The sequence below is a fragment of the Halomonas sp. SpR8 genome, assembly GCF_031010195.1.
GTDB lineage: Bacteria > Pseudomonadota > Gammaproteobacteria > Pseudomonadales > Halomonadaceae > Vreelandella.
On record NZ_JAUAMC010000001.1, the window covers coordinates 604,262 to 627,675 of the forward strand.

The window sequence follows — 23,414 nt, forward strand, 5'->3', positions numbered from 1 at the left end:
ATGCTGGATACTGCCCTTAAAAGCGAGATCCAGGACGCTTATCGTCGCGTGGTGGAGAACCTTGAGCTAACGCCACGCTACGGTCAGCGCATGATGATCGCCGAAATAGCCCGAACGCTGGGAAATATCGAGAGCGACGGTGAGGGCAAGCGAACCAGCGATACCCACGTCTGCGTGCTTGAAGCGGGTACCGGCACGGGTAAAACCCTGGCCTATTTGATCGCCGCTTTGCCGATCGCGAAAGCGCGGGGCAAACGATTGATCATCTCGACGGCCACGGTGGCGCTTCAAGAGCAGGTGCTCAACCAGGATTTACCCTCGCTAGCCAGCCACAGTGGCCTTGCCTTTCGCTATGCCTTAGCCAAAGGGCGAGGTCGTTATGTGTGTGTCGCGCGGTTAGATCAGGCGCTTGAAGGCAGTGAGCCCAACCCGACGCTGTCGCTGTTTGAGCAGTCGCTGCAAACCCAAAGCAGCGACTTCGGCGTGATTGCCAGCGATATGGCCCAAGCTTATGGCCAGGGTGATTGGGAGGGTGATCGCGACAACTGGCCCGAGGCGATTGAGGATGCCCACTGGCGGCGGCTAACGGTGGATCACCGCCAGTGCACGGGGCGACGCTGCGGGCACTTTGGTGCCTGCGCGTTCTTTCGTTCCCGCCGCGAGCTTGAAAATGCTGATGTCATCGTTGCCAACCACGATCTGGTGCTAGCTGACTTGGCCCTGGGCGGCGGCGCGATTCTGCCCGACCCCGCAGACTGCATTTTCGTGTTTGATGAAGGTCACCACCTGCCGGAAAAAGCGCTTTCCCACTTTGCCCACCGCTTTGCGGTGCACGGCTGTTTGCGCTGGCTGAAAACACTGAGAAGCAGTTTGACTGACCTTCACCAAGCGTTGGCCATTCAGCCTACGGTGTCTCGCCTATTGGTAAGCTTACCCGAGCTGATTCACAACCTGGAGCCTGCGCTGGGCGATGTGTTTAGCATGGGACACCAACTGGCGGGGCGGCCCAACGGTTTGGCTGACGAAGAGGCCACCCATCAGTTACGCTTTGAGAGGGGGCAAGTGCCCGATGCCCTGCGTGAGCAGGCGCAGCAGCTATTGGTGATGTTCGCCTCGCTGTCGCGCTGTCTGGAAAGCATCAGCGACATTCTGCGCGAAAGCCTGGATCCTGATAAGCAGACCGGCCTAGACCGTGAGCAGGCAGAAACCTGGCTGCCGCTGGTGGCGCTGCTGCACGGGCGGGCGTTAGAGGCGCATGCCTTGTGGCAGGCGTTTAGCGAGCAGGATGTGACTAATGAGGCGCCCAGCGCCCGCTGGATAACGCTAAGCCGCGTAGCCGGTGAGCCGGAGGTTGAGTTTTCAGCCAGCCCGGTATCCGCGGCGCATACTTTGGCCAAGCATTTATGGGGGCGCTGTCACGGCGCGGTGGTTACCTCGGCGACGTTGACCGCGTTAGGGCGCTTTGAGCGTCTTCAAGAACGGGCTGGCTTGGCCAATCGCTACCGCTACCAAGCGTTACCCAGTCCGTTTGATTATGCTAATGCGGTGCTACGCGTTCCCCAAGAGGCCACCGATCCAAGCGATAGGGACGCCCACGAACACGCTATCGTCAGCTTTGTATCGCAGTTGGCCGACTCAGAGGCAGCGCTGGTGCTGTTCTCTTCCCGCGCCCAGCTGCGGGCGGTGGATAAAGCACTGCCTGCCCATGTAAAAGAGCGGGTACTGGCCCAGGATGCGCTGCCTAAGCGTGAGCTGATCGAGCGCCATCGGGCGGCGGTGGATAAAGGCGATGGGAGCATTATCTTTGGTTTGGCGAGCTTCGCCGAGGGGATCGATCTACCCGGCGACTATTTGACGCATGTGGTTATTACGCGGCTACCCTTTGCGGTACCCGATGACCCGGTGGGTGCTACGTTGGCGGAGTGGATAGAGAGCCAGGGCGGCAATGCGTTTATGCGCATTAGCGTGCCTGATGCGTCGATCAAACTGGTGCAGGCCTGCGGGCGGTTGATTCGTAAGGAGAGCGACCGCGGGACGATCACAATACTGGATAAACGGGTGATTACCCGGCGCTATGGGCAAGCGCTTCTGGATGCGCTGCCGCCGTTTCGGCGCGAAATTAACCGGTAATGAAAAACCCCGCCATGGCGGGGTTTTGGAAGTACTTAACGGAGTTTTAGAAGTACTTAACGCAGCGTTACTTGGCAATGCGCTTGGCCAGGGGGGCGGCCAGTTTGTCGTTCATGCGATTGAATGCTTCCACTGTGGAGTCCCAGTCGATGCAGGCATCGGTAATGGAGACGCCATACTGTAGCTGGCTAAGGTCTGCGGTTAGTTTTTGATTGCCCCAGCCAATGTTGGACTCAACCATCAGGCCGATAATGGATGTATTGCCTTCCAGAATCTGGTTGGTGACGTTCTCCAGTACCAGCGGCTGTAGCGCCGCGTCCTTATTGGAGTTGGCGTGGGAGCAGTCGATCATAATGTTGGGCGAGAGTTTGGCTTTCTCAAGCTCTTTTTCTGCCAGAGCAACGCTCACGCTGTCGTAGTTGGGCTTGCCGTTGCCGCCACGCAGGACGACGTGGCCGTAGGCATTGCCGCGGGTGCGGATAATCGCCACCTGGCCTGCCTGGTTGATGCCCAGAAAGTTGTGCGGACTGGCCACGGACTGGAGCGCGTTGATCGCTACATCCAAACTGCCGTCGGTGCCATTTTTAAAGCCGACCGGGCTGGAGAGGCCGGAGGCCATTTCACGGTGAGTTTGCGACTCGGTGGTGCGGGCGCCAATCGCCGACCAGCTGATGCAGTCCTGCAGGTACTGGGGCGAGATAGGGTCGAGGGCTTCGGTCGCCAGTGGTAAGCCCATTTCGGCCAGATCGACCAGCAGTTTGCGGGCAATATGCAGGCCTTCATCGATCTCAAAAGAGTCGTTGAGATGTGGGTCGTTGATCAGGCCTTTCCAGCCCACCGTTGTGCGTGGCTTTTCAAAATAGACGCGCATTACGATATACAGGCTGTCGCTGACTTGATCAGCCAGCGTACGCAGGCGGCGGGCGTAATCAAGTGCGGCTTCCACGTCGTGGATTGAACACGGGCCGACGACGACTAATAGTCGCGGGTCGTTGCCATCCAGGATATTCTGGATGGTTTGACGACCTTCGATCACGCTGCGTTCTGCCGCATCGGTTAACGGCACGGCATTTTTGAGCGCTTCTGGTGTGGTGAGAACGTCTTGAGCGAGGACGTTAAGGTTATTAACCTGCTGTTCTGGCATCTTGCTACCTGTGCTTACGTAGTGGCGGAAAAAGTGGCATCTACTATCGCTTGTCAAGCAGGTAAAAATCAATTGCTGTGGAACTATAGCGGCGTTAAAAGTGTCAGCCGCAGGGTTTTGCGAAAGGGGGTAAGCGCTTGATGCGCTGCGCGGAACGCGTAACACTGGGCGCTCTGTTGTTAAAATGTAGGTTGTTAAAATATAGGTCGTTAAAATTTAGCACCGTTATAAAATGCAGCAACATACTCGGGCGACGTACTCGCCTTGTTATTCACTCGATTATTAATCAATGCCCAAGGGACGCTATGCTGCTTGCTGTGAACGCCCACGTATTAGGGCTAATAGGAATGGGGCTCGGCGCACGCCGTACGAGCTGGAGGAGCGTGTGAATGGGCACTCGGGAAACAGACCAACAGCTTGTTGAACGTGCCCAAAAAGGTGATACGCGCGCTTTCGATCTGCTGGTGAAAAAGTACCAGCACAAAATTATCGGCCTGATTGGTCGTTACGTTCATGATCACTCTGAAGTTCAGGACGTGGCTCAAGAGGCATTTATCAAGGCGTATCGCGCCTTGGGCAAGTTTCGCTCTGAAAGTGCGTTCTATACCTGGATGTACCGCATCGCGATTAACACGGCGAAAAACTATCTGGTTTCACGGGGGAGGCGGCCGCCGGGCAGTGATCTGGATATCGTCGATGCAGAAATTATCGACCAAAGCGGACGGCTAGCAGACTCAGAGTCACCGGAAGCGGCGATTGCCAGAGACCAGCTCGAAGCCGCGGTCTATCAGGCGATTGAGAACCTGCCGGACGATCTACGCACGGCGATTACCCTACGCGAGCTGGATGGCCTTGCTTATGAAGATATAGCGCAGGTAATGCAGTGCCCGGTGGGCACCGTGCGTTCGCGAATCTTCCGCGCTCGTGAGGCGGTTGATGAGCATATCCGGCCATTAGTCTCAACAGCGCGGAACAGTCGCGATGAGTAGTGGTCAATAGAGGGTAGGCAGCATGACCGCCCTAGGATGCCAAGATAAAGGTTTTATCTTTTTTGTGAACTGTCTGGCATGTAAGGCGTCATAAGGCCTGACTATCTTGATGAGTACGTTTGATGTGTCGATAAGTGATATATCAATGTGCAAAGTGTCATGAGCTTAGCGTTGCAGGCTAATCAGTGTTGGTAATGGATTCGCGTGCAACTGAGTCTTGGCCTTGGAAGTCGTTGGCGTGGTGGTGTCAATTAATGATGGTCCATCACCCCAGTACTTCTTTTAAACAGTGTGAGGGTGTGAAGTATGAGTCAAAACACACGGGAATCACTTTCGGTGTTAATGGATGGCGAAAGTGATGAGCTTGAGCTTCGCCGAGTGTTGAAGGCACTGCCGAAAGATGACGATGCCGCAGATACCTGGCGACGTTATCACCTTGCCCGCAGCATGATGCAGCGCGAGCAGGGCGTAGATGTCAGCGTTGATCTTTCTGCGGGCATTATGGCCCGTTTGCGCGACGAGCCTGCGCCAATGATGCAAGATGCCGAGCCTGTGGCTCACCGCGCGGGAGGCATATCGTTTGCCCGAGGCGCCGGGGTTGCTGCTGCAGTGTCATTGATGGTGATCACTGGCGTTCAGTTCTTTGGCAATGACTCATCCGTTGGCCAGGGGGGAGGCGACATTGCGACGACTGCGTCCGGTTCTAATGGAGCCACCCAAGTGCAGCCTGTTAGCTTGGCCTCTCAGTCGGCAGTAGCGACGCGTGCCGACATGCCTATGTTTGAACCAACGCCGTTTCGGCTTAGCGGCCAGTCGGGTCAAAGTGGGCTAATGAATATTAGCGAAACGGGCTTCTCCTCGCAGTCGCCCCAGGGAGTATCCGCTTCCCAGGGTATGAATATTGATGTTGATCAGATTGGCTTGCTGCAGTCTTATTTAGAGCAGCACACTCAGAGTGCCGCTTACGGCAGTGGCGACAGTTGGATGCCGCTAATGCGTTCATCCGCAGTTACTGAACCATTGGGTCAGCGCTAAGCCGAATGTATGCTTTTTAATGATGCATAATTTAGGTGAGTAAGGAGTTCGCGGGATGGGGGTGCGCAACATGATAGCGCCCAGGGGCTTTAAAGGTGCTTGGGCGCTGGCGATAGTGGTTGGTACGCTCTCGCTTCAGGCGCATGCAGAAAATGCTGACAGCCCTTTGGAAATCAGTCCCTCGCAAGCCAGTGCCCGCTCCAGCAATGGTGATGGCTATGAGTGCGCGACGGAGGAAGTTGAGGCACAACCCCGCAATGCAACCGAGTGGCTTGAGCGCGGCCTGTGGTCCAGTCACTGTTATGCTTTTCAAGCTAGAGCGGTCGCTATTGACTCTGTCGATGTCCGCACGCTAGCACTGTCACACCGTATCAAAGACGGCATTCGGCAGCAGGTGGTACAGTACCTTGACGGCCCTTCCGTGAGCATTGAACGTCGCTCACCGGTGGGCAGATTGGCTTGGACTGAAGGGCATAGCAACGGTGAACTACCTTCTCCAGCAAGGTGGGCGGCTCACCTTGAGAAATACTATGCTATCGAGCTTGAGGACAATACTCGGGTAGCGGATCGAGACGCCGTTAAGCTGATTTTTAGGCCCCTTGATCAATGGCGTTTTTCTCATGAGTGGTGGTTAGACCGGGATACCGGCCTGCTGCTTAAGCATGTACTCAGTGATCAGCAAGGCAGGATCATTGAAACCTTTCAAATTACCCAGCTTCAGTCCCCCCAGAAGTATACCGGTAGCGTTCGAGCAACCCCGCCCAGCGTTATCCTCAATACTCCCTGGCATGCTACCTGGCTGCCCGACGGTTTTGTGGCGCAACCGGTTACTTTCGCTGGAGATGACGGTCATCAGCGTGTCTATAGCGATGGCTTAGCCACCGTGAGTATCTTTGTAGAGCCTCTTGTGTCTGAAGATACGACCACCCTGCAAGAAGGTGTGCAGCAGTTGGGCGTTTCGGCCGTTGCTATTGAGCACACCCTTACCGCTGAAGGGCGCTGGCAACTGGTGGCTATTGGTGAGCTGCCGGTAGCCACCTTACAACGAATTGTTCGCTCAATTACCTTCGACCTGCTTGAAGGTCAAGCTCATGAGAGTGACGATGAGGCTGAGCAGTAGTGTTAGTCATTGTTTTACGGCGGGGAGATGACGAATGACCCCCGCAACCTGTGCTTCTCTGCTGAATACCCCTCTGCTTCGTATGGGTACGATTGTTGACTATTACCCTATCGGTTGCACACCGAGGGGGCTTATCGTAGAAATTTCCGCCCAGCGGGGCTGCGAGCAGTGTGCCCAAGGGCGAGGGTGTGGGGTCGGACTGCTGGCACGCCAGCGCAGTCAGCGCATTGCCGTCGCGCTTCCCTCCAGCGAGCCTAGCGCTGCGCAAAACTATCCGTTAGGTCACCCAGTCACGATCAGCCTGCCGCGTGCCTCTGTCACGCTGCTGGCTTTTTTGGTGTATGGGCTGCCGCTAATGTTAGCGCTGTTGCTATCCGGTCTTGTCTCGTTCATCAGTACCACGGCCTGGCTGGAACCTCTGGTCTTTTTTACTGTCTTGGCGGGCGGTGCGTTAAGTATTAAATGCCTAATGCGTGGGCGAGGGGAACGCTTCCGCCCACGCTTGGTCAATTAGTTCGTCAATTTGGTTCTCCAGCATCTTGCTGTGAGTTGTTGATGTACCTTCGATTACTATCACATTAAGTAGGAGCTCTTGCATGAAACGCTTGATTCTCCCTTCCACGCTATGGGTCTGTGTGGTGGCGTTGCTAACGTTTGGCCAAATGGCCAGCGCACAAGATTTACCTGATTTTACCAAGTTAGTTGAAGATGCTGCCCCTGGGGTGGTGAACATCTCTACCAGTCGAACGATTCAGCGCAGCAGCGCACCTGGGTTTGGGGGGCAAGAGATACCGGAAATTTTCCGCCATTTTTTTGGAGAGAGCTTTGGAGATAGCTTTCCAGCGCCACCTGGCAACGGGCAAGGGCGTACAGAAGAGCGCCAATCATTGGGTTCGGGATTCGTCATCAGTGAGGACGGCTATGTGATGACCAATGCCCATGTGGTTCAGGACGCTGACGAGATTCTTGTACGGCTCAATGACCGTCGCGAATTGAGTGCGGAAGTAGTTGGCAGCGATCCGCAAACCGATGTGGCATTGTTGAAAATTGACGCAAATGACTTGCCTACGCTCAACCTGGGCGACTCTGACGAACTCAAAGTCGGCGAGTGGGTAGCTGCCATTGGCTCCCCCTTCGGGTTTGATCACTCGGTTACTGCGGGTATCGTCAGTGCCATTAATCGCACTTTGCCGCGGGATGTATATGTACCGTTTATTCAAACCGATGTGGCAATCAACCCCGGTAACTCTGGCGGCCCGCTATTCAACTTGGACGGGGAAGTAGTCGGCATCAACTCGCAAATCTTTACCCGCAGCGGCGGCTTTATGGGCGTGTCATTTGCTATCCCCATCAATGTGGCTATGGATGTAGCTGAACAGCTGCGTGAAGGCGGTCGTGTGGATCGCGGTTGGTTAGGGGTGATGATTCAGCCTGTGTCTGAGGATCTGGCCGAATCTTTCGGGATGGAGCATGCGATAGGTGCTTTGATTGCTGACCTCGACCCCGAAGGCCCAGCGGCCCAAGGCGGCCTGCAGGCGGGTGATGTCATCCTTGAGGTTAATGGTGAAGAGGTCGAGCGCTCGAGCTCACTGCCCCGCTTGATTGGCAAAGGCGCGCCAGGTGCCGAGGTGGAACTCACCTTGATGCGTGACGGTGAAGAGCTGACCGAGTCAGTCGAGTTAGGTAGTTGGCCCGATGCCGAGCAGCAGACGGCGCAGGCCAGCAGCAATAATAATCAAGCCCGTCTTGGCGTAATGGTCGCTGAAATCGATGACGCAACGCGCGAGCAGTTGAATATTCCTGGCGGCGTGGAAGTCCGCCAAGTGGAGCCTGACAGCGTGGCTGCCAGTGCAGGCATTCTTCCAGGCGATGTGCTGGTGAGTATTGATCATCGCAGCGTCTCTTCATCAGAAGAGCTGGTGGAAATTGTCGAAGCACTGCCGACTGATCGCGCCATTCCGCTACGGCTGTTCCGCGAAGGTCGCTCGCTATTTGTCGCCCTGCGTCTGGAATAACCCCCTCTATTTTTACCTCTAGTCCGGCGGTTCTCGCCGGACTGCTGTTCCTAGCCTGCGCATATCGCTACAATAGCGGATATCTTTTTGTCGAAAATAGCCCTTATGTCCCCGGCGGCAGCTGTTTTCGAGCTTTGAACTCTCGAAGCGGCCTGCTCATGCGGCCGCTTGCGTACCACTAAGGCAGAACAGACTCAATGTCCCAAGACATTCCCAATGGAAAGCTTAAGCACATACGTAATTTCTCTATCATTGCCCACATTGATCACGGTAAGTCGACGCTCTCTGATCGTCTCATCCAGACCTGCGAAGGATTAACCGAGCGTGAGCTCAAAGAGCAAGTGCTCGACTCCATGGACATCGAGCGCGAGCGTGGCATTACCATCAAGGCGCAGTCGGTGACGCTGGATTACACCGCCCCCGATGGCCAAGTTTACCAGCTCAACTTTATCGATACGCCAGGGCATGTGGATTTCTCGTACGAAGTGTCGCGTTCACTTTACGCCTGTGAAGGGGCGTTGTTGGTTGTCGATGCGGCGCAAGGTGTCGAAGCCCAATCGGTGGCCAACTGCTATACCGCTATCGAACAGGGACTAGAAGTTCTGCCGGTGCTTAACAAAATTGACTTACCGCAAGCAGATTGCGACAAGGTAGCCCAGGAGATCGAGGAAATTATCGGCCTGGATGCAACCGATGCCTGCCAAGTGTCAGCTAAAAGCGGTATCGGTATTGATGCGCTGCTCGAGCGCTTAGTGCGTGATATTCCACCGCCGAAAGGCGACCCAGATGCGCCGCTACAAGCGCTGATCATTGACTCTTGGTTTGATAACTATCTCGGCGTCGTCTCGTTGGTGCGCTTATTTGATGGCACGTTGCGTAAAGGCGATAAAATTCGCATTAAATCGACGGGCCGAGACTGGGGCACTACAGAAGTGGGTATTTTTACCCCGCAGCGCAAACAAACCGATATTTTGCGTGCTGGTGAAGTCGGCTTTATTGTTGCCGGTATTAAAGAGATCCACGGGGCGCCGGTGGGCGATACGATTACCCATACGAAAACCCCCGATGTGGCGCGCTTGCCGGGCTTCCAAAAAGTGAAGCCGCAGGTATACGCCGGGATGTTCCCGGTCAGTGCGGATGATTACGAAGATTTCCGCGATGCGCTTGAAAAACTTGCCCTAAACGATGCTTCGCTTGAGTATGTGCCCGAGAACTCTGATGCCCTTGGTTTTGGGTTTCGGGTGGGGTTTCTTGGCACGCTTCACATGGAGATCATTCAAGAGCGCCTAGAGCGTGAGTATGATATTGAGCTACTCACCACCGCCCCGACGGTTGTTTACGAGTTAGCGATGAAAAATGGCGACGTAAACTATGTCTCCAATCCTTCCAAGCTGCCCGATATGGCCGACGTCGATGAAATGCGTGAACCGATTGTCCGCGCCAGCATATTGGTTCCTCAGGAATACGTGGGGAACGTCATTGCCGAGTGTGAACAGCGTCGCGGCACCCAGCGAGACATGCAGTTCTTGGGTAATCAAATCCAACTGGCCTATGAGCTACCCATGTCAGAAGTGGTCATGGACTTCTTTGACCGCTTGAAATCAATCTCTAAGGGGTACGCGTCGCTTGAATACAACTTCGATCGGTTTGAGATGGCCAAGCTGGTGCGTCTTGATGTATTGATCAACGGTGACAAGGTCGACGCGCTAGCGGTAATTATCCACCGAGATCACGCTCATAGTCGGGGGCGTTTATTAGTGGAAAAAATGCAAGAGCTGATCCCGCGGCAGATGTTTGATGTGGCGATTCAGGCGGCTATTGGTGGTCAAGTGGTGGCGCGTTCCACCGTGAAAGCGCTGCGTAAAAACGTGACGGCCAAGTGTTACGGCGGCGATGTCAGCCGTAAGAAGAAACTGCTCGAGAAACAGAAAGCGGGTAAGAAACGCATGAAACAAGTGGGGCGTGTGGAAATTCCCCAGGATGCCTTCCTTGCTGTGCTCAAGGTTAACGACTAGGAAAGAACGTCACTCATGGATTTTTCATTACTGCTGGTACTTGCCGTTGCGCTCTCGGGCGCTATTTACCTGTTGGATGTATGGCTATTAAAGCCAAAACGCCGCCAACGCTTCGCCGCAGCAGAGGCCAAAACCCAGGAAGGGTTGGATCCCGCTACCAGCGAAAAATTGCTGAAAGAGCCTTGGCCAGTCGACTATGCACGCTCGTTTTTTCCGGTGCTACTGGTGGTGCTGGTGGTGCGTAGCTTCATTATTGAACCCTTTCAAATTCCTTCGGGTTCAATGCGGCCGACCCTCGAAGTGGGGGATTTCATTCTGGTCAACAAGTTTGCCTATGGTCTGCGCCTGCCGGTGGTGAATACCCGCTTTATCGAAGTCGATGACCCTGAACGTGGTGATGTGATGGTGTTCCGTTTTCCGGAAGAGCCCTCGGTAAATTTCATCAAGCGGGTGGTGGGCATACCTGGGGATCGTATCCGCTACGAAGGCAAACAGCTATACGTTAACGGTGAGCCGGTTGCCAAAGAGTTGATCGAAGAGGGGCCAGATGGTTCGCCACAGGAACTGCTGTTAGAAGAACAGCTTGGCGATGCTGAGCACTTTATTTATAACAACCCTCGCGACCCTGGCCCACAAATGCGTGAAGTGGAAGTTCCTGAAGGGCACTATTTCATGATGGGGGATAATCGTGATCACTCCAACGACAGCCGCTACTGGGGTTTCGTGCCCGAAGAGAATATTGTCGGTCGTGCGTTTGCGGTATGGATGCATTGGGATGGCGGGTTGCCAAGCTTTACTAGCGTGCGGCACATTGAATGAAAATGCTGCTTATGCTGTATTTAGTTAGTTATGTCACTTTAGTTAACGTCAATGACGTAGGAGAGTCGTGAGTAATTCCTTGAACGCTTTTTGCCGACGAATCGGCCATACCTTTGGCGACGATACGCTCTTGGAATTGGCCTTGACCCACCGTAGCTTCGGTGGTCGTAACAACGAGCGCCTGGAGTTTCTGGGCGATTCCATCGTCAACTTCGTGATCGCTGAAGCGCTATTTCAGCGCTTTCCCCAAGCTCGTGAAGGGCAGCTTTCGCGTCTGCGTGCGCGGCTGGTGAAGGGACAAACGCTGGCAGAGCTAGCCCGGGAAATGGAGTTTGGTGAATGCTTGCGGTTAGGCTCTGGCGAAATGAAAAGTGGTGGGCATCGCCGTGAATCGATCCTGGCAGATGCGGTAGAAGCTATTATTGGTGGCATCTATCTGGACGCCGGGATGGACGTGGTGCGCGACCGCGTGCTGGATTGGTATGCAGAAAGACTGGGTAATATCTCTTTACAAGATACTCAAAAAGATCCTAAAACACGGCTGCAAGAGTTTTTGCAGTCGCGTCAAGCTGCGTTGCCGCGTTATGAAGTTGTCTGCGTAAAGGGTGAGGCGCATGCCCAGACCTTTACCGTGGAGTGCTACATTGACCTGTTGGCCGAGCATACCACCGGTAAAGGCCCTAGCCGCCGCCATGCTGAACAGCAAGCGGCAGAAGAAGCGCTGTCGCACCTCGAAAAAAGTCCTGGAGACAAGTCATGAGCCAAACCTGCGGATTCGTTGCCATTGTTGGCCGACCCAACGTGGGCAAATCGACCCTCATGAACCGTATTCTGGGGCAGAAAATCTCGATTACCTCCCGGCGGCCGCAAACCACGCGCCACCAGGTGATGGGCATTAAAACGGTCGACGATACCCAGTTTATCTACGTTGATACGCCGGGCATGCACATCATGTCCAAGGATCGAAATAAAGCCATCAACCGCTTTATGAACCAGGCGGCCACCCAGGCGCTGCGCGACGTCGACTGTGTGGTATTTATTATCGATCGCACTCGCTGGACGGAAGAAGATCAGGCGGTGTTAAAGCGCCTGGAGCACGTAAAAGCGCCGGTGATTCTGGCGGTTAATAAAGTCGACCGGTTGGGCGAAAAAGGCGATTTGCTGCCGTGGCTGGCAGAGGTTGGCGCGCGCCGCGACTTCGCTGCCATCGTGCCTATTTCAGCCAAGCACGGCACCCAGGTCGATACCCTGGAAGAGGAAGTGGCCAAATACCTGCCTGAAAGCGTCCACTTCTTCCCCGAAGATCAAATTACCGACAAAAGCCTGCGCTTTATGGCCGCCGAGCTGGTGCGTGAAAAAGTCATGCGCCAATTGGGCGATGAGCTTCCTTACCAGATGACCGTTGAAATCGAAGAGTTTCGTGAGACTGAGCGGGTTACCCATATCAGTGCCTTGATCCTGGTCGAACGGCAAGGGCAGAAAGTCATTTTGATCGGTGAAAACGGCGATCGCCTCAAGAGCATCGGGCGCGAGGCACGCCTGGATATGGAGCGCGCTCTGGGCACCAAGGTGATGCTGAATCTATGGGTAAAAGTAAAACGCGGCTGGTCGGATGACGAGCGCGCTTTGAAAAGCTTAGGTTACGATCTCGATTGAAGGTAACGATGTCGCCAGAGCCGGCTTTTTTGCTCCACCGCCGGCCCTACCGTGAAACCAGCGCGCTGGTGGATCTATTAACCCTCGATTACGGCAGGGTACGCGCTGTCGCCCATGGTGGACAAAGGCCTGGTTCAAAATCACGCCAACGTCTGCAACCGTTTACGCCGCTGTTTGTGACCTGGCAGGGGAGTCGCGATTTAAAGCGGCTGACGTTAATGGAGTCTCGCGGTCAGGCGGCACTGTTGGCCGGAGAAGGGCTGCTATGTGGGCTCTATGCCAATGAAATCGCCACCCGGTTACTGCCGTTAGAACTGCCTGCGCCCGACGTATTTGCGTTTTATACCGCGCTACTCGAAGCGTTGCCAGCACCCGCCGAGCGAGCGCTGGCGCTACGCCGCTATGAGTGGGCGCTGCTAGAGGCACTTGAGGCCACGCCGCAGTTCACCACGCCAGAGGGTAGCGTGTTGGATCCTCAGCTCCGCTATCGCTTTGACGCCGCCAGCCGAGCATTTTTGCCGGCAGAGGCGGGGCTCGATGGCAGAACGCTACGCTACATTGAGCAGGGTGACTGGCAGCATGAAGGACTTGCCAATGCGCTCAAAGCGGTAATGCGTGCGGCGCTGGCGCCCCATCTTGGCTCCACCGTTTTACGTTCGCGGGAGCTGATGCTCGATTTGGCGCGTCGCCGTCATCGGCCCTGATTGTTTTAATTTTGTGTTCACAAACTGTTATTTTACGAACTATTATTTTATCGCTGCGCTGGAGGCACTATGCACCCCCCTCGGATACTGTTAGGCGTCAATATCGATCACATTGCGACACTTCGCCAAGCCCGAGGCACTCGCTATCCTGATCCCGTGCAGGCGGCATTAGTTGCTGAAGAGGCGGGTGCCGATGGCATTACGGTGCACTTGCGTGAAGACCGGCGCCACATCCAGCCCCGCGATGTGCGTATTCTGGCCGAAATGCTTAACACCCGCATGAACCTGGAAATGGCTGTCACCGAAGAGATGCTGGTTTTGGCCGAAGAGGTGCGACCCGCGCATGTCTGTTTAGTGCCGGAAAAACGCGAAGAATTGACCACCGAAGGCGGCCTGGACGTGGTTGGCGGTTTTGACGCCATTGCCAGTGCCTGCCAGCGGTTAAGCGCAGCGGGTTGCGATGTATCGCTGTTTATCGATCCTGACATTGAGCAGATTGACGCTGCCCACCGCGCTGGGGCGCCGACGATTGAGCTGCACACGGGCGCTTACGCAGAAGCGCGTTCCGGTAGCGATACCGCCAATGCGGAGTATCATCGCTTAACCACTGCTTCGACTCATGCTATCTCACTAGGCTTGGTGGTCAATGCCGGCCATGGACTGCACTACCACAATGTGGAAGCGATAGCGGCGTTGCCGGGCGTAAACGAGCTCAACATTGGCCATGCGATTATTGCTCGTGCGCTATTTGTGGGCCTAAAAGAGGCCGTGCAGGAAATGAAGCGCTTGATCATCGCCGGGCAAGAGGCTGGCTTAATGGCGGCCCTGGATGCTCATGATCTTGAACACGACCACGATCATGACCAAGGAGAGGGCTCTGAGCACGTCCATAACGATTGCTGCGGGCACTAATCAGAGGCTCTCTATTTAAGAGGTTGTTAAGGCGATGATAGTGGGGATTGGCTCTGATATTGCCCGCGTTGAGCGGTTTGCGCGAGCCGTGCAGCGCCACGGCCCGCGTTTTGCCCAGCGCATTTTAGGCCCCGATGAGCACGACTTATGGCTGCAAAGATCCCAGCCGGTAGCCTTTCTGGCCAAGCGCTTTGCTGCTAAAGAGGCGTTTTTGAAAGCGCTAGGATTAGGCCTGCGCGAAGGCATGCAGTGGAGTGATATTCAAGTGCTTAATGATGCCTTGGGCAAGCCACACTTGCTGCTTAGCGGTGAAGCCCAACGACAGATTCAGGCGGCAGGCGTTACCGCCAGTCATATCACACTGAGCGATGAGGCCGAGTACGCGGTTGCCTTCGTTGTCTTAGAGCGTTAATAACTTAGAACGTTAATAGCTTAGAACGTTAACGGTTTGCAGCGCGCCCGTCAGGCGCATCAACCTGAGTTGTGAGTGTGCCTGATAAGAAGCGGGCGGTGCGTCCTCAGTCTCGCCATTGCTCGGTAGAGATCTTCCAGCAGCGCCGCCACCTGATCGAGTCCGCTGGTGCGCAACCGGGTTTCCAGGGTCTCGACCAGTAGTGCAAGCTCAGGTGCACCGCAGTAACGGCTGGCACCATTCAGCCCATGTACCTCGTCGAGTAGCATCGGCAAATTTTGCTGCGCAAACGCGATGCGCATTTTCTCTTCGCTCTCATCAAGATGGTCAATCAGGCGCTTTAATTGCTCGCGCGCCAAGTGCTCTTTTCCGTTCGCTAGGCGAGCTCCCATCTCAAGATCTACTGCAGGTAGTGTAACAGGGGGATGAAGGTTACTTGCTGATGAACCTACAGGCGTTCGTGGAGAAGCGGTTATGGTGCCAGGTAGCGGTAGGCTCACCGCCAAGAAGCGATGCAGCAATTGCTGTAGCTTTACTTCATCAATCGGTTTGATAAGAACATCATCTAACCCCTCTGCTAACCACTTTTGACGCTCGCTGTTAAGCACATGGGCGGTTACCGCAATAATGGGGCAGCGCGCCCAACTGCTGCTAAGACGGCGCAGCGCCTGCGTGGTCTGCATACCATCCATACCCGGCATACGAATATCCATTAACACCATATCAGCGGTGCTGTCCCGCGCGAACTCTAGCGCCTGGTAGCCGCTTTCTACGCTGGTGATATCCAGCGCCGGGTTTTCAAGCATACTTTTGAGCAGTTCGCGGTTGGGGGCATTATCGTCAACAATCAGCAGCCTAAGGGGCTGGGAGGTATTCAACTCTGCAGGCACGGGTAATAGCCCCGCCGTGTTATTTGCCGTCGCTGGTAACAGTAGTTGCTTTAAAGAGGCAACCAGTTGGGCGCGTGAAAAGGGTTTGTAAAGGGTTTCACCGCCATGCGGTAGGCGCAGCGCCGGTAGGTCAAAACTATTGCCGTTGGCTAACACCAGTACCGGGCTGGGCGTTTGATCAATGACCGCTTGCCAGTATGTGTGGCGGTCGGGAGTAAAATCGCTGTGCCCCAATCCTAATATAAGCAGTTGAGCTTGATCGGGGGCATCACAGCCAATCGGTTGTGCTTCCCAGCGCTGGAGTAAATGCTCCAGTACATGTCGTGTCGGAGCATGAGCTTCATATAAGCGAATAACCGGATGGTTCAGGCTGATTTCCGGCGGTCGTTCGCTGGCTTTATGCGCAAGCATGGGTAGTGTAAACGAAAAGGTGGTGCCTTTACCCAGCTCGCTCTCCACCGCAATTTCACCGCCCATGCGCTCAATCAACTGGCGGCAGATAGTAAGCCCCAGGCCACTGCCGCCAAACTGGCGTGAATGGCTGGGTTCGGCTTGGGAGAAGGCGCTGAATAACGTTTTCTGGTGGGTGTCGCTAAGACCAATTCCCGTGTCGCTGATGCTGATACCAAGCACCACATGCTGGCCTTCCTGATTATCCAGCATCACACGCAAAATCACTTCACCTTCATGAGTGAATTTGAGCGCATTGCTCACTAAATTATTCAACACTTGATGGATGCGTAGCGGGTCGCCGCACAAAGGTGTTGGCACGTCGTCATAAACCATGGCGACCAGATGCAGTTGCTTGCGCTGAGCCTCGGGAGAATGGAGCCCTACTACTTCATCAACCAGTGCGACGATATCGATATCCGCCTCTTCCAGGGTAAGGCGGTTGGCTTCAAGTTTGGAAAAGTCGAGTACGTCGTTAGCCAGCATGAGCAGATTGTCGCAGGCGCGGTGCAAGTGCTGTAGCCAATCCTGCTGTCGCGTATCTAGCGATGAGCGCCCCAGTAGTCGGCAAAAGCCGATAATTCCATTGAGTGGGGTGCGAATCTCATGGCTCATATTGGCTAAAAATTCAGACTTTACAGCGTTAGCTCTGAGTGCGCTGCGGTGTGCCAAATCAAGCTTGATATTCTGCTCTTCAATGGTTTCCATGGACTCTTGCAGCTCGCTGGTAGCTTGCTCAATTTGCGTTTGCAACTCTTGCTGAGCTTGCTGAAAGTGCTTGGCAAGTTCATTGACGTGAGTTGAAAGATGTTGAAATTCCGTGGCGCTGGAGGACGTCAAGCGTAGCCGATAGTCACCGCGAGATAAGCGATAAAGGGCTTGGTTGGCTTCTTCTAGAGGGCGAGTAGTGTAGCGGCTAATCGCCAAGGCGACTAAAAACATTAATAAGCCCAGCAGCATGCCGCCTAGGCTGAGACTCGCGATAAGTTTGTAGCGGCTAAGGGGCAGCGTGCGGGTGTCCATCTCGATATCTAACCAGCCACCACTACTACTGTTAATATTGACCGGGCTGGCACTGTGCTGGGCGGCGACTAGCGGTAAGCGCAGTCGCCACGCGTCGTCATCCTTGATGAGCTGATTCTCTCCAGGAACATCCAGCGGTGGCGGGGCGGATTGACCAACGGCCAGGAGGCGATTGCCCTGCTGATCAAACAGCGCCACTGTCTGTAACCCTTTGATGTTAAGCAACTGGCGCGCTAAATTCTCCAACCGCTGCGAATCGCGGTCAGCGATCGCATCCGTCAAGCTTGGGGCCAAGAGTTCACCTGCGCTTTCTAAGCGCTCTTGCTTGGCAACACGCGCTTGAGTATCACTCTGAATAACCAGCAGTACTGCCATCAAAGCGTATACCAGCAGCGGAAAACCGAGTAAGGCAAACAGCAGACGCGTGTGCAAAGACATGAAAGAAGCTCGCTGATTCAATGAGGTTACCTGTCCAGCCTAAGACAGCACCGATATAATGCAGCATAACGGTGACAATAAGGAATATTCATGAACGATCTCAAGGGCTATCCCACATTAGAAGATGTGGTTGGCAACACCCCGCTAGTGCGCCTGAAGCGTATTAGCGCCGGGCGTAACAATACACTGCTGGCCAAGCTTGAAGGCAATAATCCCGCGGGGTCGGTCAAAGACCGGCCTGCGCTCTCGATGATTAGTGAAGCCGAAGCGCGGGGCGATATTACCCCCGGCGATACGCTGATTGAGGCGACGTCGGGCAATACCGGAATTGCGCTTGCTATGGCCGCGGCCATTAAAGGCTACCAGATGGTGCTGATAATGCCTGAAAACGCCTCGGAAGAGCGTAAGCAGGCGATGGCAGCTTTTGGAGCTAAATTAATTTCTGCCAGTAAAGCCGGGGGCATGGAAGAAGCCCGAGATATTGCGGATGACATGATCGCTCGCGGCGAAGGTAAGCCGCTCAATCAGTTTGCCAATCCGGATAACCCGCTGGCGCACTATCGCACGACGGGCCCTGAGGTGTGGCAACAAACCGGAGGCGAGGTGACCCACTTCGTTAGTTCTATGGGCACCACAGGTACCATCATGGGGGTGTCACGCTATTTAAAAGAGCAAAATCCGGCAATTCAAATTGTCGGTTTGCAACCTGCTGATGGCGCCAGTATTCCCGGTATTCGCCGTTGGCCAAAAGAGTACTTACCCACCATTTTTGAAGCGCCACGAGTGGATATCACCCTGGATATTGGTCAACAAGAAGCCGAAGAGCATATGCGCCGTTTAGCCCGTGAAGAGGGGATTCTGGCAGGGGTGTCATCCGGTGGCAGTTTGGCAGGCGCGCTGCGTATTGCCGAGCAAGTGGAAAACGCCGTGATTGTGTTTATTGTCTGTGATCGTGGCGATCGCTATCTCTCCACCGGCCTATTTGCCCCGGGAGTATAACCATGGCCATGTTGGGAAAACGGCGGCCACCCAGGCCCGCGTCGGGTCACTCTGGACTAGCGGGTACGCCAGGCGGGAAAGTGCGGAATCCAGTAGCGGATGATGCATCACCCTTGGTGATTGAACGTTTGGCCCACGATGGGCGTGGCGTCGCTCATGCGGCTAACGGTAAAACCGTGTTTGTTGATCAAGCGCTACCCGGTGAGCAGGTCGATGTGGCCATTCATCTTACCCGTAAGCGCTTTGATGAAGCGCATATCAAGTCTCTACGGACCACATCTGAGCAGCGGGTTATACCGCCTTGCCCGCATTTCGGCCACTGCGGCGGCTGCGATTTGCAGCACTTAAATATCGATGCCCAACGCGCGCATAAACGTGAGGTAGTGCGCGACTTGTTTTCGCGTCAAGGCATTACATTGCCCGATATCGGCTCGATCCATAGCAGTGATCAAGGCTACCGGCGGCGGGCGCGTCTGGGTGTCAAAGTCGATGGTCAGGGTAAACCGCGGCTCGGCTTTCGTGCCGCACATAGCCATCGATTGGTGGATATCGAGCGCTGCCCGGTGTTGGTTGAAGGGTTACAACAGCTGCTAACTCCTCTGCGTGAGTTACTGGGAACATTAGAAGCCCCGCGCTTGGTCGGCCACATTGAGTTACTTGCAACGCCAGCAACACAGGTGGTATTGGTTCGGCAGTTAAAGGAACATGGCCGGGACGCCGAGCGCTGGCAGGCCTTTGCGCATCAGCAGCAGGTGGCGCTAGGCTCTTGGTTGGGGCGTGAAACGCCCACGTTGCACTGGCATGGCGCACCCCCAGTGCTGGAAGAGACGCTGACAATGGAAGGCCAGCCACCGTTAACGCTGAGTTTTGAGCCTGGAGATTTTTTACAGGTCAACGCCCAGGTGAATCAGCAAATGGTCGCTCAGGTTATGCAGTGGTTGGTACCTAAGCCAGGGCAAAAACTACTCGATCTGTTTGCGGGTATCGGCAATTTCAGTCTGCCCATCGCGGCCGCCGGGGCAGAAGTGCAAGCGGTTGAAGGCAACCCCGCCATGGTAGCGCGTATTGCCATTAATGCTCAGCGTAACCAACTTATGGTCAGCGGACAGCAGGCCGATTTAAGCGACGCTGCTAGTGTTAATGCGCTGTTAACCGCCCATCGCGATAGTGATGCACTGGTGCTCGACCCGCCGCGCAGCGGAGGTGAAGCTATTTGTCAGGCGCTGGCCCATCACCGGGTGCCACTAGTGGTCTATATTTCCTGTGATCCGGCAACGCTTGCCCGGGATGCGGCACATCTTGTGCATGCGGGTTACCGGATAAAGCAAGTAGCAGTGGCGGATATGTTCCTTCACACTGCGCATATGGAAACGCTGATGCTGCTGGAAGCTTAGGTCCTTCAATACCTAGAGTTAATAATGTCCCAATGCATCAAGCCACGGTGACGGCCGTGTTGAGACCGTCTCCTCGAATGGATGAGTGATTGTCATGGTGAAAGTGCGTGAAGACCAACCGCTAACCGCAAGTGGAAAGGTGGACATTCAGCAATGGTTAATGCGCCTTCAGGAGGATGTGCGCTTACCTGAGCCTGAGCGTTTAGTCGATGCCTGTGAACTCGCCGAGACGTTGGAGCTTGAGGCCCCGCGCACCCATCGCGTATGGCTATCGCCAGGCTCTAGCTTTCGCATGGGCCTGGAAATGGCCGATATTCTGGGCGAATTAAAGCTAGATCAAGCGACCCTTGAGGCTGCTGTACTCTACCGTGGCGTCCGCGAAGGGTTACTGAGTCTTGAGTCGGTGGCAAAGCGCTTTGGCGAAGAAGTGGCTAGCCTGATTGATGGCGTGCTGCAAATGGCCGCTATCAGCTATCCGCTGGCGCCTGATCATGGCATGGGCCAGCACAACCAGCAGGAAAACCTGCGTAAGATGCTGGTCAATATGGTCGGCGATGTGCGTGTGGCGCTGATCAAAATTGCAGAGCGCACCTGCGCTCTGCGCCAGGTAAAAGACGCCCCCCGGGAAAAAAGTTTACAGGTGGCCAGGGAAGTCGCCGATATTTACGCGCCGCTGGCCCACCGCCTGGGCATCGGTCAGCTTAAGTGGGAGCTGGAAGACTTATCGTTTCGTTATTTGCATGAAGACGAGTACAAAGCGATTGCCAAGCTGCTGGCGGAGAAGCGACTGGACCGCGACCGCTATATTCACGATGTCGTTGAAACCATTAAAGCGTTGATGGAAGCCCAACACATCCATCGCTATGACGTGGATGGTCGGGCCAAGCATATCTACTCGATCTGGCGCAAAATGAAGCGTAAGCGGATCGATTTTTCCCAGGTACACGACGTACGCGCGGTGCGTATTTTGGTGCCAGAAGTAGCCGACTGCTACACCGTACTAGGCATTATTCACTCGCGCTGGCACCACGTGCCGAACGAGTTTGACGACTACATCGCCAACCCCAAAAAGAACGGCTACCAGTCGCTACATACTGCCGTGATGGGGCCGGAAAACAAAGTGCTTGAAATTCAGATTCGCACCTTCGCCATGCACGATGAAGCAGAACTGGGTGTCTGTGCCCACTGGCGCTACAAAGGCCACGACACCAACGCCAAAAGCCGTAGCTACGAAGAGAAAATCGCGTGGTTGCGCCAAGTGCTGGAGTGGCAGGACGAGGTGGGCGGCTTTGGCGACCTGCGCGAAGGGCTCTCCAGCGATGTGGCGCCTGACCGTATCTATGTTTTTACCCCCGATGGCCACGTCATCGATTTGCCACGGATTGCCACACCGATCGACTTCGCCTACCGGGTGCATACCGAAATTGGCCACCGCTGCCGGGGCGCCAAGATTAATGGGCGCATCGTGCCGCTGACCTACAAGCTTAAAACCGGTCAGCAGATAGAAATTCTTACTGCGACAAAAGGCGGGCCGAGCCGCGATTGGTTAAACCCCAGTCTGGGCTATGTGCGCACCTCACGGGCGCGGGCCAAGATCCAGGCGTGGTTTAAACACCAGGCGCGGGATCAAAACCTGGACGAAGGCCGTGTGCTGTTTGACCGCGAAATGCGCCGCCTGGACGTCGAGGGCCTCGACCTGCCCAAGCTGGCCAAGGCCGTTAACTACCGCAATGCTGATGACATGTACGCCGCCATCGGCGCCGGTGACCTGCGTATCGGTCAGGTGTTGCACCAGGCCCAGCAGTTGTTTGGTGAGAGCGATGACCAAGAGCAGCTCGACCGCCTGCTCGCCAAGCCTAAACGCCAATCCAGCAAAGCCACCAAAAGCGATATTACCGTGCTGGGTGTCGGTAACCTGAAAACCAGTATGGCCAACTGCTGCCGCCCGGTGCCCGGTGAGCCGATCATCGGCTTTATTACTCAGGGGCGAGGTGTGACCGTTCACCGCCAGGACTGCAGTAATATTCTGCAATTGCGCCTGGATGAGCCTCAGCGCATTATCGAGGTGGAGTGGGGCGAGCGCGCCGAGACGCGCTACCCGGTGACCATTGAAATTCAGGCCTGGGACCGCTCCGGGCTGCTGCGCGACGTCACAGGGCTGCTGGGTAATGAAAAAGTCAACGTGCTGGCGGTGAACACGCTGACCGACACGGACGAAGGCATTGCCCGGTTGCGGATTACCCTGGAAGTCGATGGTCTGGAAGCGCTGGGGCGTCTTTTCTCGCGTATTCAGCAATTGCCCAACGTTACCGAAGTGCGTCGTTTGCGCAACGCCGACCCAGAGCAACAAGTGCGTAAGGGAGGAGCATAATGCGCCATGGTATGGATGACCTGTTGACATTGATGCAGGTGCTGCGTGACGCCGAACAGGGTTGCCCCTGGGATCTCCAGCAGAATTGGGACAGCATTGTGCCCCACACTCTGGAAGAGGCCTACGAGGTCGCCGATGCCATTGAGCGCCGCGCTTTTGACGAGCTACCCGGCGAGCTAGGCGATCTGCTCTTTCAAGTGGTTTACTACGCCCAGTTCGGGGCAGAGGAGCAGCGCTTCGACTTTGCTGATATTGTCGATACGCTGACCGCCAAGATGCTGCGTCGCCATCCCCACGTGTTTCCGGAGGGCACCCTGGCCTCGCGTCGCCCGCCTGGGGTGAGCGCCGAGGAAGTACAAACCCAGCAGGTCAATAACCGTTGGGAGTCATTGAAAGCCGAAGAACGTGAGAAAAGGAAGCGGGCTGAAAGGGCCATTGAGGCGCCCTCTGTGCTCGACGATGTCCCGCGCACACTGCCCGCGCTTAGCCGCGCTGCCAAGCTGTCTAAACGTGCAGCGCGAGTGGGTTTTGACTGGCCCGATGCCAAGGGTGTGATAGCGAAAATTCGCGAAGAGCTCGCCGAAGTGGAAGAAGCGCTCGCCGCTGGTGATCAACAGCACGCCCAGGAAGAAGTTGGTGATTTGCTATTTGCCGTCACCAATCTTGCCCGCACGCTGAATGCCGACCCGGAGCAGTGCCTGCGCACGACAAATGCCAAGTTTGAGCGCCGCTTTCGTTATGTAGAGAATGAGCTTAGCGCTGTCCAGCGGCCATTAACGGAGGCTTCCCTAGACGAGATGGAAGCTCACTGGCAAGCGGCCAAAGCACAAGAACTTCAGTCACGAGAAAAACAACCTATCCATCCCTGATTTAAAATGATGCGACCCCTGCAAGGAGG

Annotated in this window: 19 protein-coding genes; 17 read left to right on the plus strand and 2 right to left on the minus strand. The window is 55.3% G+C overall.

Features of this window, described 5'->3' with window-relative positions; genetic code table 11:
* The gene (gene dinG, locus QT230_RS02745) at nt 1-2,130 is read left to right on the plus strand and encodes an ATP-dependent DNA helicase DinG (RefSeq protein ID WP_308319948.1); all 2,130 of its coding nucleotides are present in this window, start codon (nt 1-3) and stop codon (nt 2,128-2,130) included.
* A gap of 67 nt (nt 2,131-2,197) precedes the next feature.
* Here the strand turns inward: dinG and QT230_RS02750 are convergent, their stop codons facing one another.
* Nucleotides 2,198-3,274 (minus strand): 3-deoxy-7-phosphoheptulonate synthase, encoded by a 1,077-nt coding sequence (locus QT230_RS02750; protein ID WP_308319949.1) that lies wholly within the window; start codon nt 3,272-3,274, stop codon nt 2,198-2,200.
* 389 nt (nt 3,275-3,663) lie between these two features.
* Between QT230_RS02750 and rpoE the strand changes: the two genes are divergently transcribed.
* From rpoE to acpS, 12 genes are all read left to right on the plus strand, one after another.
* A complete protein-coding gene (rpoE, locus tag QT230_RS02755) occupies nt 3,664-4,263 on the plus strand; it encodes an RNA polymerase sigma factor RpoE (RefSeq protein ID WP_035578604.1) in 600 nt (199 codons plus the stop codon).
* 306 nt (nt 4,264-4,569) lie between these two features.
* Nucleotides 4,570-5,298: a sigma-E factor negative regulatory protein gene (locus tag QT230_RS02760; protein ID WP_308319950.1), complete on the plus strand. Its 729-nt coding sequence runs from the start codon at nt 4,570-4,572 to the stop codon at nt 5,296-5,298.
* A 55-nt stretch (nt 5,299-5,353) separates the two neighbouring features.
* Complete coding sequence (locus QT230_RS02765) at nt 5,354-6,418, plus strand: MucB/RseB C-terminal domain-containing protein (protein ID WP_308319951.1); 1,065 nt, start codon at nt 5,354-5,356, stop codon at nt 6,416-6,418.
* A 34-nt stretch (nt 6,419-6,452) separates the two neighbouring features.
* On the plus strand, nt 6,453-6,932 hold the full coding sequence (locus QT230_RS02770) for a SoxR reducing system RseC family protein (RefSeq protein WP_308319952.1): 480 nt from the start codon (nt 6,453-6,455) through the stop codon (nt 6,930-6,932).
* Nucleotides 6,933-7,014: 82 nt separating this feature from the next.
* Complete coding sequence (locus QT230_RS02775) at nt 7,015-8,433, plus strand: DegQ family serine endoprotease (RefSeq protein WP_308319953.1); 1,419 nt, start codon at nt 7,015-7,017, stop codon at nt 8,431-8,433.
* Nucleotides 8,434-8,630: 197 nt separating this feature from the next.
* Nucleotides 8,631-10,448 carry a translation elongation factor 4 gene (gene lepA / locus QT230_RS02780; protein WP_308319954.1) on the plus strand — a complete coding sequence of 606 codons (1,818 nt, stop codon included), beginning with the start codon at nt 8,631-8,633 and terminating at the stop codon, nt 10,446-10,448.
* Between the two features lie 15 nt (nt 10,449-10,463).
* Nucleotides 10,464-11,267 (plus strand): signal peptidase I, encoded by an 804-nt coding sequence (gene lepB, locus QT230_RS02785; RefSeq protein ID WP_308319955.1) that lies wholly within the window; start codon nt 10,464-10,466, stop codon nt 11,265-11,267.
* A 67-nt stretch (nt 11,268-11,334) separates the two neighbouring features.
* On the plus strand, nt 11,335-12,027 hold the full coding sequence (rnc, locus tag QT230_RS02790) for a ribonuclease III (protein ID WP_308319956.1): 693 nt from the start codon (nt 11,335-11,337) through the stop codon (nt 12,025-12,027).
* Complete coding sequence (gene era / locus QT230_RS02795; protein ID WP_308319957.1) at nt 12,024-12,923, plus strand: GTPase Era; 900 nt, start codon at nt 12,024-12,026, stop codon at nt 12,921-12,923. Before rnc ends, era begins: the two co-directional genes overlap by 4 nt.
* Nucleotides 12,924-12,931: 8 nt before the next feature.
* The gene (gene recO, locus QT230_RS02800) at nt 12,932-13,627 is read left to right on the plus strand and encodes a DNA repair protein RecO (RefSeq protein WP_308319958.1); all 696 of its coding nucleotides are present in this window, start codon (nt 12,932-12,934) and stop codon (nt 13,625-13,627) included.
* 69 nt (nt 13,628-13,696) lie between these two features.
* Nucleotides 13,697-14,539, plus strand: coding sequence for a pyridoxine 5'-phosphate synthase (gene pdxJ / locus QT230_RS02805; protein ID WP_308319959.1), 843 nt, complete (start codon nt 13,697-13,699; stop codon nt 14,537-14,539).
* 34 nt (nt 14,540-14,573) lie between these two features.
* Entirely contained in the window at nt 14,574-14,951 is a 378-nt protein-coding gene (gene acpS, locus QT230_RS02810; RefSeq protein WP_308319960.1) for a holo-ACP synthase, read from the plus strand.
* Between the two features lie 59 nt (nt 14,952-15,010).
* Here acpS and QT230_RS02815 read toward each other — a convergent pair whose 3' ends face one another.
* Nucleotides 15,011-17,752 (minus strand): ATP-binding protein, encoded by a 2,742-nt coding sequence (locus QT230_RS02815; RefSeq protein ID WP_308319961.1) that lies wholly within the window; start codon nt 17,750-17,752, stop codon nt 15,011-15,013.
* Nucleotides 17,753-17,842: 90 nt separating this feature from the next.
* Here QT230_RS02815 and cysM point away from each other — a divergent pair, with 90 nt between their 5' ends.
* The 4 genes from cysM to mazG all read left to right on the plus strand — a co-directional run bounded on the left by cysM (nt 17,843) and on the right by mazG (nt 23,385).
* Nucleotides 17,843-18,751, plus strand: a complete 909-nt coding sequence (gene cysM, locus QT230_RS02820) for a cysteine synthase CysM (protein WP_308319962.1) — start codon at nt 17,843-17,845, stop codon at nt 18,749-18,751.
* A 2-nt stretch (nt 18,752-18,753) separates the two neighbouring features.
* Nucleotides 18,754-20,145 carry a 23S rRNA (uracil(1939)-C(5))-methyltransferase RlmD gene (gene rlmD, locus QT230_RS02825; protein WP_308319963.1) on the plus strand — a complete coding sequence of 464 codons (1,392 nt, stop codon included), beginning with the start codon at nt 18,754-18,756 and terminating at the stop codon, nt 20,143-20,145.
* 94 nt (nt 20,146-20,239) lie between these two features.
* Nucleotides 20,240-22,516 (plus strand): GTP diphosphokinase, encoded by a 2,277-nt coding sequence (relA, locus tag QT230_RS02830; RefSeq protein ID WP_308319964.1) that lies wholly within the window; start codon nt 20,240-20,242, stop codon nt 22,514-22,516.
* A complete protein-coding gene (mazG, locus tag QT230_RS02835; protein WP_308319965.1) occupies nt 22,516-23,385 on the plus strand; it encodes a nucleoside triphosphate pyrophosphohydrolase in 870 nt (289 codons plus the stop codon). Before relA ends, mazG begins: the two co-directional genes overlap by 1 nt.
* Nucleotides 23,386-23,414: the final 29 nt, after the last annotated feature.

Coding starts and splice junctions, on each gene's coding strand:
- dinG (WP_308319948.1), top strand. CDS start 1: ATGCTGGATACTGCCCTTAAAAGCGAGATCCAGGACGCTTATCGTCGC.
- QT230_RS02750 (WP_308319949.1), bottom strand. CDS start 3,274: ATGCCAGAACAGCAGGTTAATAACCTTAACGTCCTCGCTCAAGACGTT.
- rpoE (WP_035578604.1), top strand. CDS start 3,664: ATGGGCACTCGGGAAACAGACCAACAGCTTGTTGAACGTGCCCAAAAA.
- QT230_RS02760 (WP_308319950.1), top strand. CDS start 4,570: ATGAGTCAAAACACACGGGAATCACTTTCGGTGTTAATGGATGGCGAA.
- QT230_RS02765 (WP_308319951.1), top strand. CDS start 5,354: ATGGGGGTGCGCAACATGATAGCGCCCAGGGGCTTTAAAGGTGCTTGG.
- QT230_RS02770 (WP_308319952.1), top strand. CDS start 6,453: ATGACCCCCGCAACCTGTGCTTCTCTGCTGAATACCCCTCTGCTTCGT.
- QT230_RS02775 (WP_308319953.1), top strand. CDS start 7,015: ATGAAACGCTTGATTCTCCCTTCCACGCTATGGGTCTGTGTGGTGGCG.
- lepA (WP_308319954.1), top strand. CDS start 8,631: ATGTCCCAAGACATTCCCAATGGAAAGCTTAAGCACATACGTAATTTC.
- lepB (WP_308319955.1), top strand. CDS start 10,464: ATGGATTTTTCATTACTGCTGGTACTTGCCGTTGCGCTCTCGGGCGCT.
- era (WP_308319957.1), top strand. CDS start 12,024: ATGAGCCAAACCTGCGGATTCGTTGCCATTGTTGGCCGACCCAACGTG.
- recO (WP_308319958.1), top strand. CDS start 12,932: ATGTCGCCAGAGCCGGCTTTTTTGCTCCACCGCCGGCCCTACCGTGAA.
- pdxJ (WP_308319959.1), top strand. CDS start 13,697: ATGCACCCCCCTCGGATACTGTTAGGCGTCAATATCGATCACATTGCG.
- acpS (WP_308319960.1), top strand. CDS start 14,574: ATGATAGTGGGGATTGGCTCTGATATTGCCCGCGTTGAGCGGTTTGCG.
- QT230_RS02815 (WP_308319961.1), bottom strand. CDS start 17,752: ATGTCTTTGCACACGCGTCTGCTGTTTGCCTTACTCGGTTTTCCGCTG.
- cysM (WP_308319962.1), top strand. CDS start 17,843: ATGAACGATCTCAAGGGCTATCCCACATTAGAAGATGTGGTTGGCAAC.
- rlmD (WP_308319963.1), top strand. CDS start 18,754: ATGGCCATGTTGGGAAAACGGCGGCCACCCAGGCCCGCGTCGGGTCAC.
- relA (WP_308319964.1), top strand. CDS start 20,240: ATGGTGAAAGTGCGTGAAGACCAACCGCTAACCGCAAGTGGAAAGGTG.
- mazG (WP_308319965.1), top strand. CDS start 22,516: ATGCGCCATGGTATGGATGACCTGTTGACATTGATGCAGGTGCTGCGT.